The 15,917-nt window shown below is 29.6% G+C and carries 14 protein-coding genes; 5 read left to right on the top strand and 9 right to left on the bottom strand.

The features are described 5' to 3' along the window. Positions 1-6: 6 nt before the first annotated feature. The 5 genes from ACFQ0S_RS11920 to ACFQ0S_RS11900 are packed head-to-tail and all read left to right on the top strand — an operon-like array spanning position 7 to position 6,089. Entirely contained in the window at positions 7-2,241 is a 2,235-nt protein-coding gene (locus ACFQ0S_RS11920; protein ID WP_379758724.1) for a DEAD/DEAH box helicase family protein, read from the top strand. Position 2,242: 1 nt separating this feature from the next. Then, positions 2,243-2,452, top strand: a complete 210-nt coding sequence (locus ACFQ0S_RS11915; protein WP_379758721.1) for a hypothetical protein — start codon at positions 2,243-2,245, stop codon at positions 2,450-2,452. 2 nt (positions 2,453-2,454) lie between these two features. Next, on the top strand, positions 2,455-4,638 hold the full coding sequence (locus ACFQ0S_RS11910) for an AAA family ATPase (protein WP_379758717.1): 2,184 nt from the start codon (positions 2,455-2,457) through the stop codon (positions 4,636-4,638). Further along, on the top strand, positions 4,638-5,126 hold the full coding sequence (locus ACFQ0S_RS11905; protein ID WP_379758715.1) for a hypothetical protein: 489 nt from the start codon (positions 4,638-4,640) through the stop codon (positions 5,124-5,126). The genes ACFQ0S_RS11910 and ACFQ0S_RS11905 overlap by 1 nt, the downstream gene beginning before the upstream one ends. A 6-nt stretch (positions 5,127-5,132) precedes the next feature. Further along, positions 5,133-6,089, top strand: a complete 957-nt coding sequence (locus tag ACFQ0S_RS11900) for a hypothetical protein (RefSeq protein ID WP_379758713.1) — start codon at positions 5,133-5,135, stop codon at positions 6,087-6,089. Positions 6,090-6,094: 5 nt separating this feature from the next. Here the strand turns inward: ACFQ0S_RS11900 and ACFQ0S_RS11895 are convergent, their stop codons facing one another. From ACFQ0S_RS11895 to ACFQ0S_RS11855, 9 genes are all read right to left on the bottom strand, one after another. After that, a complete protein-coding gene (locus ACFQ0S_RS11895) occupies positions 6,095-7,429 on the bottom strand; it encodes a DGQHR domain-containing protein (RefSeq protein WP_379758710.1) in 1,335 nt (444 codons plus the stop codon). Further along, the gene (locus ACFQ0S_RS11890; protein WP_379758706.1) at positions 7,429-7,998 is read right to left on the bottom strand and encodes a hypothetical protein; all 570 of its coding nucleotides are present in this window, start codon (positions 7,996-7,998) and stop codon (positions 7,429-7,431) included. Before ACFQ0S_RS11890 ends, ACFQ0S_RS11895 begins: the two co-directional genes overlap by 1 nt. A 44-nt stretch (positions 7,999-8,042) precedes the next feature. Next, the gene (locus tag ACFQ0S_RS11885) at positions 8,043-8,432 is read right to left on the bottom strand and encodes a DndE family protein (RefSeq protein ID WP_379758703.1); all 390 of its coding nucleotides are present in this window, start codon (positions 8,430-8,432) and stop codon (positions 8,043-8,045) included. Continuing rightward, a complete protein-coding gene (locus ACFQ0S_RS11880; RefSeq protein ID WP_379758700.1) occupies positions 8,416-10,515 on the bottom strand; it encodes a hypothetical protein in 2,100 nt (699 codons plus the stop codon). Before ACFQ0S_RS11880 ends, ACFQ0S_RS11885 begins: the two co-directional genes overlap by 17 nt. Further along, positions 10,512-11,876, bottom strand: a complete 1,365-nt coding sequence (gene dndC, locus ACFQ0S_RS11875; protein WP_379758697.1) for a DNA phosphorothioation system sulfurtransferase DndC — start codon at positions 11,874-11,876, stop codon at positions 10,512-10,514. Before dndC ends, ACFQ0S_RS11880 begins: the two co-directional genes overlap by 4 nt. A 105-nt stretch (positions 11,877-11,981) precedes the next feature. Then, complete coding sequence (locus ACFQ0S_RS11870; RefSeq protein ID WP_379758694.1) at positions 11,982-12,998, bottom strand: PDDEXK nuclease domain-containing protein; 1,017 nt, start codon at positions 12,996-12,998, stop codon at positions 11,982-11,984. Further along, entirely contained in the window at positions 12,970-13,116 is a 147-nt protein-coding gene (locus tag ACFQ0S_RS11865; protein WP_379758691.1) for a hypothetical protein, read from the bottom strand. The genes ACFQ0S_RS11870 and ACFQ0S_RS11865 overlap by 29 nt, the downstream gene beginning before the upstream one ends. A gap of 231 nt (positions 13,117-13,347) precedes the next feature. Continuing rightward, complete coding sequence (locus ACFQ0S_RS11860) at positions 13,348-15,444, bottom strand: VapE domain-containing protein (RefSeq protein WP_379758688.1); 2,097 nt, start codon at positions 15,442-15,444, stop codon at positions 13,348-13,350. Positions 15,445-15,585: 141 nt separating this feature from the next. Next, positions 15,586-15,867 (bottom strand): helix-turn-helix domain-containing protein, encoded by a 282-nt coding sequence (locus ACFQ0S_RS11855; RefSeq protein ID WP_379758685.1) that lies wholly within the window; start codon positions 15,865-15,867, stop codon positions 15,586-15,588. Positions 15,868-15,917 lie beyond the last annotated feature (50 nt).

Here is a 15,917-nt window from a genome sequence, read left to right as displayed (position 1 = left end):
TATCAATTGAATACTAATTTTAAAACAACTAAATTTCCTGTAACGTTAAAAGTATCATCAACGAGTGATATGATCCCTTTTGAGTTTTTTGGAGAAGTTATTCCAATATCAAAGAAAATACAATTCAAATTAGGTTATTTTAGTTCCACTTCAATAAGTACTTTATCTTATGGCTTTGCGCAATTTATATACAATGGAGGTACGATAGATTTTTTAATAAATCATTTTGTTTCTGAAAATGATTATAAATTGATTAATGACGAATTTGTTTTAGAACCTGATTTTTATAATTCGATTCAGCAAAATATACTTAATGACATAGAACGACTTAATGATGTTCTCACAAAGAAACAGGTTAACCATTTTTATAATTGTTTAAGGTTTTTGATTGACAATAAGAGGATAAGCATTATTCCAGTAACCACAAAAAACGGAGAGATTTCACACTACAAAGAAGCTTTGTTTTGGGACAACGAAGACAATGTAATTAATATCGTTGGCAGTTGCAATTTTACCTATAAAGGTATTGTTTGCAATGGCGAAAGCTTTGTTATCAATCGTTCTTGGGGCGAAGCATCCGAAAGAGCCAATATTAAAAATGAGATTAAGGATTATGAAAAAATCTTTAAAAAAGAATCGAAGGATTTTATTTATTTGAATCCAGAGAAACTCATTAATATAATAAAGCAAAAATCTATTTCGCTTGATGAGAAGCAGCTTTTAGATGAAGAGTTAAATCTTGTTGAACTAAATAGTGAAGTATTTACAGAAGAAGAACACAAAATTAAAAAAGTTACTACTGCTCTAAAAGAGAAATTTAACAAAACCGTTTTTCAAATTGTTAATGAACCAAGATTTCCACCACCCTACAAACCTAGAGAATATCAAGTTAATGCCTATAATAATTGGGTTGGTAATGATTTTACTGGTGTTTTTGGGATGGCAACTGGAACTGGAAAAACAAAGACTTCACTGAATTGTGTGCTTAATGAGTATAAAAAAACTAACAGTTATTTTGTTGTTATTTTAGTTCCATCTATAGCTTTGCTTAATCAGTGGGAAGAAGAAGTTTTGTCTTTTAACTTTCTCAATATTATTAAAATTGGTGGTGGTAATAATTGGGAAAAAGAATTTTCAAATTACGTCAGTAATTTCAATGCTGGATTAAGAAAAAACATTGTAATAATTTCGACTTATGCTAGTTTTACTACCATTAAGTTTCAAAAATATTTTAAAAAAGTAGAGCAAGAATTTATTTTGATTGCTGATGAAGCTCACAACATGGGCGCCAAAAATATCAAAGCAGCAATGAATAAATCTTTAATTAAAAAACGAATTGGTTTATCGGCGACTCCAAAAAGAATCTACGATCCAGAAGGAACGGAAAGTATAGATAAATTTTTTAATGATAAAGAACCTTATACTTATAGCTTTACAATGAAAGAAGCTATGGATAATGATTTTCTTTGCAACTATAAATATTACCCGGTAATTGTTGAGTTAAACGAAGATGAATTGGAAAAGTATATTGAAATTTCAAAACAATTATTGAGGTATTTTGACTTTGAAAAAGGCGTTTTTAAGAATGACCCTATAGTTGAGATTTTACTTTTAAAACGTAAAAATATCATTCATAAAGCAAATAATAAAATTGACTGTTTTAGAAATATTTTACTTGAATTAAAACAAATTAACAAACTGAAGTATATTTTTACTTATATCCCTGAAGGATATGTTTATGAGGAAGACGGAAGCTCAGAACGAATGTTAAATAAGTTTTTAGTTGCCGGTAATGAGACTCTACCAAATTTAAAAATGAATACATATATAGGTGGTGATCAAAATTTGAATGATTTGTTAAGAGGCTTTTCTGAAGGAAAAATAGATATGCTTTTTGCAATGAAAATGTTAGATGAAGGTGTAGATGTTCCAAGAGCAGAAGTTGGTATTTTTGCTAGTAGCACAGGAAATCCAAGACAATTTATTCAGCGAAGAGGTAGATTGTTAAGAAAACATGATGATAAACCTTTTGCAACAATATACGATATGGTAGTGATACCAAGATTAAATGATAACAATGTTGAACTTTATAAAATGGAACGTAATCTTGTTCATAATGAATTAAGAAGAGTTGGTTATTTTGCGAGTTTAGCATTAAATTTTTATGACTCAAAACAAGCTTTAGAAAACGTTTGTTTTAAATATGATTTAGATTTAGATACAATAATAAACGAACTATAAAATGGATAGAAATAAAGTATTAAAAGAGATTTTGGCTGATGAAGAGCTCTGCAAAAAGTATAAAATAAAAGAAGTTGAAAAACTAACGACAAATGCACCTTATTACAATAAATTAGTTGAAATATTATCCGTTGTTATCAACGAGAATGACAATAATTTGAGTGATTCTCAGATTTATAAAAAAATTAAAAACATTCATAACATAGGCTAATTATGGCATCAATTATTAATAGTATATCATTCAAAAACTTTTTCAATTATTATGGAGATTATTTTGAAACTAGATATGATTTTGAAGAAGGGGTTAACATTATTGTAGCTGATAATGGAGCTGGGAAATCTAAATTTTTCAATGCTTTTTTATGGTTGTTCTATGACCAAATATTAGATTCTGACGACAAAATAAAGAAAGGCATAAAGGATATAGCAGTAAAAATAATATCTGATAAAGCCAAAAATGAAACGCCTATTGGTGGCAGTATTGAAACAGGAATCCAAATAGAATATTCTAATGGAAGATTTAAGTACCAAATAACAAAGTCATTTACGGCAACACGTATTAGTGAAAGCATAACATCTTTTGATAGTTGGCAAATTACTATTAATGATATTGAAGTAAATCGAACAGATCATATTTTGCCTAAATATACTCCAGTTTATGATGCTGACGAAAAATTAAACATTATTAAACAATTAATTCGACCAGATTTAAGGCAGTATTCCTTTTTTCAAGGGGAGGAAGTTGATAGTATAATTGATTTTGGTAAAAAATCAAGTATTGAAGAGGCTGTTAGAACCTTAACTGACATAAGCAATTATGAGGAATTAGTATCTTTAACTAAATACTTCAAAGACAAGGCTGAAATAGATTTAAATAAACAAACTAAATCCAATACAGACCATAATGATCGATTGGAAAAAGCTATAAAATTAAAAAAAGATGAAGGTGATAAATTAGATATTGAAATAATAAAACTCGGTGAATTTGAAAAATTATATGATGCTGCTGAACAAGAAAAAAACGAACTTGAACAGAATTTTTCAAATGCAGAAAAAAGAAATGAACTAGATAATAAAATAAAAGAGAAAACTAGAAAAACTACGGATGTTGGTAATGAATACAATACTTTTTTAGACAGTATCAATAATAGATTTTTTGATGGTAATTTTTCTTGGATTTCACTAGGTTTTGATACTGTTATTGATGATTTCCAAAGTAAAATACAAAAATTTAGAGACATTCATTATGAGAAAAAAGCATTGTTGAATATCAATAATGATCCTAATAAACATTTTCATTTTTTACCTGTAAATTCTCCAGATAGCGTTTCTTTAAAAAGTATGCTTGATCATCAGCATTGTTATGTATGCAATCGACCAGCACTTGAAGGTTCTGAAGAATATGATTTTATTGTTAGACTTAAAAATAGACCTGTTGAGATTAAAAATGAAACTGAATACGTAAAAAATAATTTGGACAGTTTTTTTAGTGATTTACAAATAAATGCTCAACCTTTTTATAATAAAATTTCTAATATAACTGATAGCATTCTTCAAACTAGAGAAAAAGAAACTGCTTTAAGTGATAGGCTTACTAAACTTAAAAAAGAATTGAAATCATTAAAAGACCAACGAAAAGATATTCTTATTTCAGGTAGTAATGGGGAAGATTCTTTAACAATAATTAATAGATATAAAGGTGCTATTAGACGAATAAGTGAATCCTCTATCCAGATTGAACGACTTAAAGAGAATATTAAAAAATATAAAAATAATATTCATAACACCGAAAAAGAAATACAGTCATTGCGACCAAGCAATATCCCAGAAGGGTATTTATTGAATTATGATATTTGTTCTGATTTAGCTGATTCTACTGAAAAAGCAAAAAATAGAGTTTTTGACAATATGGTTAGCTTGCTTGAACAATATGCAAATGAGCATTTTCAAAGCTTAATTAAATACAATGATTTAGCAGGTGGAATATTGAAGTTTGAGAAATCGCCTTCCGGTTCAATTTTGTTTAATTATATGGATAGCAAAGGAAATGTTGTACACGGTAGCTCGGAAGGATTCCAACGTATGAAGAAATTTTCTGTTGTTATGGCTGTTATTTCAGCTAATACTGCAAAATATAATTATCCTTTGTTAGCTGATGCACCGATTTCCGCATTTGGAGAAGGATTTACAGAAGGATTCTTTGAGGCTACAGGAAATGTATTTCCACAAAGTATCGTCTTGGTTAAAGATTTATACAAAGGAAATGATAAAATGAAAATTAATGATTTGGGTAAAAAATTATTAAAAGATCCTTTGGTAAAAACTATGTATGTAAATCAAGTAACAGAAGGAGTTGAACAAGTGGATTTAATTACAACTAAAATAAAATTGAAATAATGACAAGTCAAGAATTTAAATCGAACCTTTTAATAAAAAGACCTCGTTATGCTAATAGTAGAATTCCAATTATTGAAATTTTAGCAAATAAAGGAAGTAGAACATCTGAATATAGTCAATTTGGACCTATCTATGAATTGTATATTTATGCTTTTATGTTAGGGCTAAAAAATAATTTAAGGTTGCCGTTACCACCAAGAGATTTGACAACAGACTTTTTAGAACTGGGAAAGTGGAAACGTGATTCTGCTTTAGTAGATTTTTTAATGATGATTATTTTCACTCGAAGTGAAGAGATTGGCTTTGATTGGAACGAAATGGAAGATATGCAAGATGCAGATTTGAATATTGTAATTTCAAAAGTCATTACTTTTATTGAGGAGTATGCTAATGGTGGATTAGAACATTTACACGATTTATTAGATAAAGGTCAATTGGAAAATTCGCATTATATGTTTATTGATTTGTATAAAAACGTAAATACTTAAATTATAATGACAATAAAAGAAGCAATTTTAAAAAGTCTTGATGAATTAAAAGGATTAGCAAAAGCATCAGAAGTTTACAACTATATAATTAGTAAAAAATATTATGATTTTGGAGCAAAAAATCCAATAGCAATTGTTTCTGGATTGTTAGGAGAATTTATAAAAAATGGTGATGTAAGAATTAAAAGAAGTAAAATATCTGGTGAAACTTATAAATATTATTTAACGAAATACGAACAAATATTAATAATTGATCAACTTGGCGCGGATGAGGCTGATAATTATAAAGAAAGAGTTAAAAAAAATGATTATTTAGAAAGAGATTTACATAAACTTTTAAGTAGTTTTCTTAAAAACACGAACACTTTTTCAAAAACAATTTTCCACGAACAATCTTCTAATAGTAAAGATAATCATCAAAAATGGATTCATCCAGATGTAGTTGGAATACAATTTCTTAATTTACAATCCAAGGCAAGTCAAATTTTTTTAAAGGCGATAAATCGATTAGACACATTTAAAATTTCATCTTTTGAAATAAAAAAAGAGATTAATTCTGATTATGAATTAAAAAAGTCTTTTTTTCAAGCTGTCTCCAATTCTAGTTGGGCAAATTATGGTTATTTAGTTGCTTTTGAAATTAGCGATAGTTTGAATGAGGAAATGGAACGATTAAATCAATCTTTTGGAATCGGAATAATTGAACTTAAGGCGAATCCATACGAAAGTAAAATACTTTATCCTGCAAAATATAAAGCATTAGATTTTAAAACAATTGATAAGCTTTGTCGAATAAACAAAGATTTTGAAAAATTTATTGAACAAGTTGAAAAGTTATTGACCGCAAATGAAAAATATTTAAAATCTACAGAAAAGGAATTGGAAGAATTTTCTGATTCTTATTTCTTAAATGATACTGAAGTAGAAAAATATTGCAAAGATAAGCTTATACCACTAAAGTAAAGTACTTAGCCCTCATTTTCAAGTTTTTTAAGTTCAACAAGCCTTATATCATTATTGTCTTTTGCTTTCCAAATTGCCAAACTCATATCTAAATACAAATATTTTTTCCCTCTATTGTTAAAAGAATATCTATTTATATCAGATATATTTAAGCCTTTAGCTCTTATTAAATAGTTGTCAAAAATTTCGGTGGATTCAATATCGTCAATTTTTACTTCTTTCAAAATATCGATTAAAACCTTCAACAAACTTTCATAACCCACAGTTGTTTGTAAAATATTATCGGTGTTTTTTTCATCTTGAAAATCCCAGTATGAAAAATCATTTTTATTTTTAAAAATTGATTTAATTGAATTGAAAAAATAATAGAAAATATCCGAAATAATATAATCTTGATTATTTGCATAATATTTCCTAAAAGGTAGTGGTCTTTGTGAACCACTACTCCTTGAAAGTAACTCTTTTCGATCTTTATATCTATCATTTTCAGCTTCTCTAATACTCTCAGATATAAGATTAACAATAGATGACACCATTGTAGCTTGAGATAACGGAGGGCTATTCTCTTTTGAATAACTACCTCCATACAATTTTATTCTTTTATAAAAAGGAGATGATATATGTCCATTTAAGCTTAAAACAACTTGTAGAGCTGTTTTTTGAGGAGTGTCACTTGTTGTTAATCCAAATAAACTCGAAACTAAGTCCGAAGATACTTTTTTCTGTGTTCTATTGATAGTGGAAAAAATCATTGCTTGATATTCTAAAGTTTTATCAATAAAGAATGTTACCACCAATTCAATTTTCAACAAATCATTTAATCTTTCTTTTTTAAATTTTAATTCTTTTTGAATTTCTGGCAAATCATTTGTTCTTGATGTCTTTGACAAAAATGATATTTCATTTTTCAAAATATCAATAGCATATTCTATCCCTTTTATTCTATGTTGCCCGTCAATAATTGTTATGTAAACGTCACCGTTATCTTTATTTAACTCGGTAAAAACTTTATCATTTAGGGTAATTTCAATTAAATCTCCACATTCTTTTTGGTTTTCAATAATTGCTTTAGGGATATGCAAAACAAGATTAGTAGGAAATGTTGCATCAGGATCTTTCGTTAAAAAATCTGAAATTTTTACAACTCTTGAATTTTCAACAAATCTTTGAATTTGCTCATTATAAACAGGTAATTGATTTTCATCATACCCAACAATTAATCTATTTGTAAATTTTGTAAATTTAAATATCTGCTCAATAGTAAATACACTAACAACAAAATCTTGTTTATTCTGAACTACTGGAATACCCTTTATAATATTATTTGTCAAATTATTCATTATTTCCATTTTTTTCCGTGAATATCCTCTGTTTCTGCTCTTAAACTTTTATCATAAGTTTCTTCTAAATTATATGTCTTCTGATAAAAATCATCTCTAATCATAAACATTTTCGAGGAGATATTTATTGATAGACCCATTATGACTATTGTGAAAATAAATGTTGCAATTCTGAAAATAACTGAATTTGACGGATATAATGTTGGTAAAACATATAAAATCGTACCAAGAACAATTAATACTCCTTTCCAATCACTTAACTTACTTGACAAGTTTAAAACATCGCTTTTTAACTCATCTTTTTCAAAATTTTTAGCTCTGAATAAATAACTTGACATTGCAAAAAGTACGTTAATTCCAATTAGAGAAAGTGAACCATTTAAAGCATATTCAATAACTTTTTCAAAATCTTTCTTTACTAAACCTACTAATAATACAGAGATTAGAATAACTAATAAAGGATAAAGTAAATTATTAAAAAACCATTTCTCATATTCTTCTTTATTGGTGTCAATACAATCTTTAATTATGGTTTTCTGAGTAGAATTATATTTTAAATGTCCAAACATATGTGTACTTTTTTAATTTGTTAACTTATAAACTTACAGCTATTTTAATTAATTAAATTATAGGAAATTTTCTCTACTAAAAAATCAAAACCATCAATATTATTCCGGTTGTTCACTTCTTCATTCAAAAGTGCTAAACCATCATCAATATGCATTTTAATATATTTAGGAATGTCTTTATCTGTTTTATATAAACCATAATGCACACAAACTAAACCTATGTACATATCGTAATAATCCCCAAAAAGGACAGCTTTAGAATAGTTTTTACCGCCAGCATCCTTAATTTTATTTAAGTCTAATTTTCTATCTTGGGATAAAGAATAGGTGTAAGCAATTCTTGCCACAATGTTTTCTGTGCCTAAATTTAATTTTCTTGTTAAAAGCGATACAACCTCTTTATTTTCTTTGCTTGTATTAATTTGTGTAAACATCGTTTTCTTGCTTTAAATGATGAAATAATTGGTCAACTGCGAATGATTTAAAACTTGAACCATCCTTGTTATTTTCAATAACAAAAACTTTATTGACTGATGGTTTTAAAAACTCATATTCCAATTCGGACAATTCTTTTTCTAATAAAGGAAATAAAACTACTTGTTCAGAAATGGCAGGATAAAACTCTTTGATTATATTTTTAGAATGGTATTTGTCAAATTTCTGTAATGGACTGTCAATAAACACAGGAAACTTAATTCCGGATTCATCTACTAATGCTTTTAATAGCGCAGTTGCATATAGTTGTTGTTCCCCTTTGGATAAAGAATCTTTGTCTATTATTTCGTCATTTTTATCTAATAAATCAATATCCATAACATCATCCACTACATTTACTCGAACATTATAAATGAAGTCGCTTTTGTGCATTATCTTTTTCAACCCCAGCATTATTGACTTTTGCAACGAATACTTTTTATCATCCTTAATCTTATGGATAATTGTATTTATTTTTATCAAAAGATTTTCTGTAACATCATATTTTTTCTGGTCCGTTTTTATAAGTTTGAAATTCTTTTCATATTCTGACAAAACTTTACCATTAGAAGCCAATCGTGTTTTTAAGCTGCCTAATTCTTCAATTAGAATGTTTTTATTGTTTGTTAAAACAACGATTTTTGCATCGATAGCTATTTTTTCTTCTCTTAATTTTTGTGCAAGATGATTATCTTTTCTTGCTTCCGCTTGTTTGATTTTTTGAAATACTCTTGATAATAAGATACGATTATTTTTTTCTTCTTGAACAACTGCATTAAATTGACTTGAAAATGCTCCTTTTATATTATTGAAAACTGCTTCAAAATTACGGAACTGTTCATCATTAAAATCAAGTAATACTTTTTCTGTTTTTGATTTTACGGTGCCTTTCTGTTTTTCGGATAATGTCAATTTTAATGCTTCCTCAACTTTAGCTTTTGCAATTGTATCAAGATTCAAATTGTTTAAATTCTTCAATATTGATTTAGAGAAAGCACTTAATTCTTCAATTAAACTATCTTGATTTAAAGTATTAGAATGAAACTTATGTTCATAAACTAACTGATTATTTAAAGTAACTAATTTTTTTCCAGCCAGGACCAAAGGTACAATGTCCAAAAGTTTTTTTAGTTTATTCTTAATCTCAATTGATTCCAGTTTAAAAGCATCTCGTTCCTTCTTCATCACTTGAAGTTCCGCAACCGTAATGCCATTTCCTTCTCTGATTAGCTTTTCTTGAAGATTGTCGCTATTCAATTTATGATTTAGTATTTCTTTGTCAATATTTGATTGCTTGTCTTGATTCATTTCGATTAGACCTAACAATTCTTTTTCATTATCAACAAGAGAGAATAATTTTGTTTGCTGCAACGGCGATGCACCACTTCTTTTCAATTTTGTTAATAGTGTTTCTAAATTCTTTTTTAAGTCCTCATACTTTTTAATTCCAAGAACTTCAGAATATGCTTTACTTAAATTTTTTAATTCTGCTTTAGATTTTGCTTCTGCTAATGAAACTATCTTTTCAGCATCAAAAAAGAAAAATTTAGCAATCTCTCTAGGCAAAATAAAATCATTAATAAAAACTTCATAACCCACTTCTTTGGTTAATTCGTTTTCAAGACCATCAATAAATATTTTTAAATCTTCTGTTTCTGTTCTTAAATCATAAGATCTTTTCAGTACAACCGATTTACAAGGAATAGAAGGAATTAATAAATCTTTAAGTTCAATTTCTACGGATAATATTGGTGAACTATTGGCATTGTTTTCAAACTCTGATTTTACATCACGATTTAATAATGTTTTTAAGAATTTTTCATATCCTCCTGCATTTTTAATGTCCTTACGGTATTTATCTTCGACTTCGCTCATCATCTTACCATAGAACACCCAAATTAAAGATGTTAAAAAAGTAGTCTTTCCAAAACCGTTTTTACCAGCAATGATGCTAATGTTTTTGGAAGCATTCGGAGAGAAAATAATTTCGTTATTTCCCTTATAAATTCTAAAGTTTTGAAACAGTATTTTATTTATTTTCATAACTCATTTTCATTTACAAAATTTTCAATTCTTTTTTCAACGTCGTTATGAAGTCCGTATTTTGAAATCATCAAAGTTTTGGTTTCCTGTAATGCTATCAAATTATCAATCAAATGATAATAATCCGGCTCTTCTTTGCAAACGTCTCTTAATATTCTTCGTTCTGTATCATCTAGCGCTTTGATATTGTTGGTACTAATGTCTTTATTGAAGATTTCCTTGTATAATTCGCCAACACTTAAATCAAAAATTCCATCTCTATTCCAGGTTACTTGTATCGCAATTAACTCCTGATTGTTAATTAAAGTTATGTGTGGTCTTTCTTTTTGAACTTCTTTTTGAACTAGTAATAAATCTTTTAGAATTTGGTATCTGTAATGAGCATTGTAATTTCCATTGAAAGAACCGTCTTCTCTTACTGCTTCTTGACCGTTTCTTCTAGTTTCGGAACGATTTTCAGTAAGGTTTCTATTTTCAACTAATCGATTTCTAAAGTCTAATAATGGTTGCATCCAATTTTGACCATTGTCGACCAAAGCTGTCATTGATTTATCGCTTTTTACTACTGTACAAGTCCAACAACCAAATCTACTCTGTCCGCAAGAGCTGTGTTCTTTATTTACTACAACTGTTGGACATTCGTAATCATCCGCACTGGCATCAGAATATATTTTAAAAAGAATAGAATTATCGAAACCCCAAGGAGATTGTACGGTATTAATAATGTACCATACTTCCTCTAAAAACATATCTTTTATTGGTGCATAAACATAGGTGTTTGCTGTGCTATTGTGTTTTGATAATCTACTCCCAGTTACCTCGTGTTTTCTCATAGAACGCTCTCTAGTAACGCTTTCTTCGTATCGAGTACCAAGTAAAACTATTGCTTCACCTTTCTCGTCTATTTGGTCTAAAAGAAAATTTGATGTTGGTCTTATTTTAAGTTTATCCGTACACCATCTAAAAGCATTGTTTGGCACAGGATACCCTTTTCCTATTACATTTACCCAAAAGGTTTCTTCTAATTTTGGAATTGTTTTTTTTACAAAAATGGGTAAATCTTGATTTCTAGCTTCCTCACTTATTTTTGATAATACATCTTCTACATAATTTGAAATGATAGGGTTTTCAACCATTGTATCGTTGCAAACTATATAAACTGGTCTTCTTAATTGATATGGAAATGGCAAATCTTTTCTAATTCTTTGAAGTGCAATCCAAACTAATGTTAATAAAACGGTAGAATCTTTCCCTCCGCTGAAACCAATTATCCAAGGTCTATCTGATGTATCAGCATAGGCGTATTGGTCAATGATTTCTTCTATTATACCTTCAACTTTTTTATTTCGTATTGGTGTCATTGTTTATTTTTATTTAGCTTGAAAATATATTTTCATTTATCATTTTATCCGAACTCAATGTATATATTTTCAAAACTTACTAAGTTTACTGTTTAATTTCTCTTTTTATTCTTGATTGTCATTTTCCTCTTCAAAACTTTCCAACTCCTTTTTTACTTCTTCCAGTAATTGTTTTTCAGTTGGTAGGTAAAGATGATATTGACTTGCTATGATGTTTTTATTATCCTCTGGTAATGAGAATTTAACCACACCATCGTTTTTCTTGGCACAAAGCAAAATACCAATAGTTGGGTTTTCGTTTTGGGTTTTTTCTACCCTGTCGTAATAGTTCACATACATTTGCAATTGCCCTATGTCTTGGTGGGTTAGCTTTTCGGTTTTGATTTCGATAATTACAAAACATTGTAGTAATCGATTGTAAAAAACTAAATCTACAAAGAAATCATCGCCATCAATATGAATTCGTTTTTGTCTTGCCACAAATGCAAAACCATTTCCTAACTCTAACAGAAAATCTTGTAAGTGTGTAATAATGGCGCTTTCTAGATCTCTTTCGTAATAAGAAGTTTCCCGTTTTAAATCCAAGAATTCTAAAAACATTGGGTCTTTAATAATCTCCCTTGCATCAGATGGTAATTTTTCGTTTCTAGCCACTGCCAAAACATCTTTCCTGTCGCTACTCATTAAAAGTCGCTCGTACAAACTACTATTTATTTGGCGTTCTAATTGTCGTGATGACCAATTGTTTTTTACCGTTTCTGCAATATAAAACTCTTTTTTGTCTGGATTATCAAGTACCAAAAGAGATTTGTAATGTGTCCAACTCAATTGCGTCCGCAGTGCGGACGCAATTGGGAAAGTACGGTAAAACTGGCGGTAACGCTCTAATTGTCTGACAGAATAACCACTTCCGTATTCGGGTAATAATTGCTCTGAAAGAAACTTTATTAAGTACGTTCCATAATCTGCTCGATCTTTTCCTTGTTGCTCTTCTTCAAAAATACGTTGTCCAATATTCCAATACATTATGGTTCGCTCATTGTCAACTGCCTTGACCGCTTTGTCTTTGGCAGTAGCAATAATTGCCTTTATATCAGGGATTATGGATTGGTTTTGAAGCATTTTTAAATGGTGCTATTGAATTAATGGTATAATCTACAAACATACTAAAAAGCAATGGAATGTAAATGAATGAAAATGAAAAAGGATAGGCAGGATAACCAAAAAATGAGATAAACATTTTTTATTTTATTTTGTTTATAAAAAACGGATTTAAGTGGCTGTTTGAGTGCAAACTAATCTAACATATACACTATTTTTCTTTAATTCTGTTGGAAGTTTTCCGAAAGTTTAAATTTAAAAAAAACTAAATATGTTTTAGGTGAAATTTGGTTATCCTGCCTATCCACTCAAAAGGATAAAAAAGAGTGTATTTAGCACCCTTTTTTATGTACTTGCTTTTTGATGCTAATTACTCGTCTTCAATTTCCTTATTTTTAACATCTACTTCTTCGTAGGATAGTTCTTTGACCGCATACACATAGCCGGTTTTCTTGCTGATTTTGATAAAGTTGTGCTTTTTTAATGCTTTGCCTAGTTTATTTATTGTTGCATCGTTCAAATTTAATTTTGTTCTATCTGCTAGTTTTGCTGCAATTTGTGATGCGTTTAAAAATAGCGTTGCTTCTTCTTTTGGACAAGGCTCAAACCAAGTTAATAAAAGTTCTTCTTCTGGACTATGCAATTGGTATTGTTCGTTATTCTCGGTAATGGATTTGATTTCTTCCTGGTCAAACCAAAATCTAAATCCACTTTTGAAAAGAAACAACGCTTGTGAAAAAGCCATATTTATATCTACATTGTGTTGGTATTTTATGCCTTCTAATTCAAAACAAAGAAACCTTCTACTTCCTGTACTGTCGTTTAAGAACTGGGCTGTGTTGACACTTCCCGCAAACGATGCCCTTCTGGGCATTGTTTCGTTATTGTGTCCGTAGGCTTTTCTCATTCTGATTTGTGTTTTTGTAATGATTTCTTTGAGTGATCCAATTTCAGAACGGTTTAGATTTTCTAATTCGTCCAAATTAATTAACATACATTCCGCCAGTTGTACCAAAGTGTCTTTATTGTTTGGGTTTATGGTTCCTGAAAATAAATACTCTTTCAATTGTTTTGGAACCAACTTTTCAACCCACGTTGTTTTACCTAACCCTTGTTTGCCACTGAAGACAATAACTGTGTGATTGATTACTTTTTCATCGAGTACACAACCCACCATAGCGACTAACCATTTTTTGAAACATTGCTGCCAAAGGTCTTGTTTTGTTGTTGTGATTGTGTTTGCTAATTCTGTAATGTAATCGGTCTTTTCATCATAAGAAGGTAAATTGAAAAAGTAATCTTCAAACGGATTGAATAGCTCACAAAAATCAGAATACAATAAGTTTCTCAATGATGATAGGTTGGTTTTAATTCGACCTTTTAAACATTCCCGAAGCATTGAATTTTCAATGAAATCGTTCATTACATTCCACTTCTTTTTGCCGAAATATTGAAACTCTAATTTGCCAGAAACCATATTATGACGAAATACATATCTCGTTGATAGAAACATCTCTAAACGGTCAATTTGAGTTGGTTTTGGTTTGTCTTCATCCTCGTCTTCGACTTCGGAGGTTTTGGGTTTTGGGTTCTGGGTTTTGGGATTATTTTGTTTGGGATTAAATTCATTCGTTCCGAATTCGTGCAAGTTTCCGTAGGCACTGTTGACGGCTTGTGTTACTTCTTTTTCATCATAGCCAAAATCGGTTAGAATATACCCCAAAGCATCGTTTAATGTAACTCCTTTTCGATTTAGGTTACACGCCAGTTGATGTACGAATACGTTGCGACTGCCATTCACGAATTGCACTTTTTTTTCAGTGAATTTAATGCAGTGGTTGTATAGAGTTTCGCTGTTTAAAGTTTCAGGTTTAAAGTTTAAAGTTGTTGGAGCTTCGACAAGCTCAGCTTGACAAGATTTCTTCGTTTCACTCGCAAAGACGGTAGCGTTTTCATTTAGATACAAATTTTCATCCCAGGAATAAAAGCATAATCTTGTTATATCTTTGCCTGATTTGTCAATTTCCAGTTTTAAAATATTTTCATAATATTCTTGAACCAAGAGAAACGCTTCTTTGTGATAGGCTTTGTCTGAATTGATTTTTACTAGAATTTTTAATCCGTTTCCTGATGGACTTATGAAACTTGCAAAAGTGAATTCTGATTGATTGGCCAAATGCTTTGCATTTTGCAAATCGGCTGCACTTAATTTGTCAATGTCCAAAATGATACAACTTGAATAATCCGCTAGGAATTCCAATTTTCGACCTCCCACAAATTTCCCTGAAGGGGTGAATGCTGGAAGTGATTTTTTGGCTTTGTTGTAAGCTTCAGTTTTGTTTTCGGCAAGTGATTTACGCAAGTAAATTATGCCCGGTCGGTACTTTCCTGTTTTGATTTCCTGAAGGATTTCGGGTATTTTTTTATGTTCGATTACTTCGTTGAAGTTTTTGAAGATTGTGACCATTTGAGTTGTTTAAAGATGAGAAATGATTTGAATAAAAATAAATAGAACACACCCCTAACCCCTCTCAAGAGGGGAATTCGTACTATTGACATTTTCGGGGTGCAGTCACAACTTTCGCAAGTTCCGTTGCAGCTGCTCATACTATCGTCCTTTAAAAGATTTGTTGTAATGCTCTTGCATCAATTTCTCTACATCTGATAATTTGTAGTAGATTTTGTTTCCCACTTGGCTAAAGGAAATTTTGCCTTCGTCTCTCCAAGTTTGCGCTGTACGCTTTGAGATTTTTAGGAGTAAAAGGAATTCTTGATTGTCCAAAAAGGTTTCTTTCTTTGGGTCCGCCTTGATTGAGATTTGGCTTTGAATAGTGTCTAATTTTGACATTAGATCTGTGAACTGGTCTTTTGTGAAGATAATTGCATCCATTTTTAAAAGTTTTAAATTGTTATGGTGCAAATGTGAGAAGTTGTAAAAAG

This window comes from Flavobacterium myungsuense (genome assembly GCF_042677265.1).
Lineage (GTDB): Bacteria > Bacteroidota > Bacteroidia > Flavobacteriales > Flavobacteriaceae > Flavobacterium > Flavobacterium myungsuense.
This window is presented reverse-complemented; position numbering and strand designations above follow the sequence as displayed.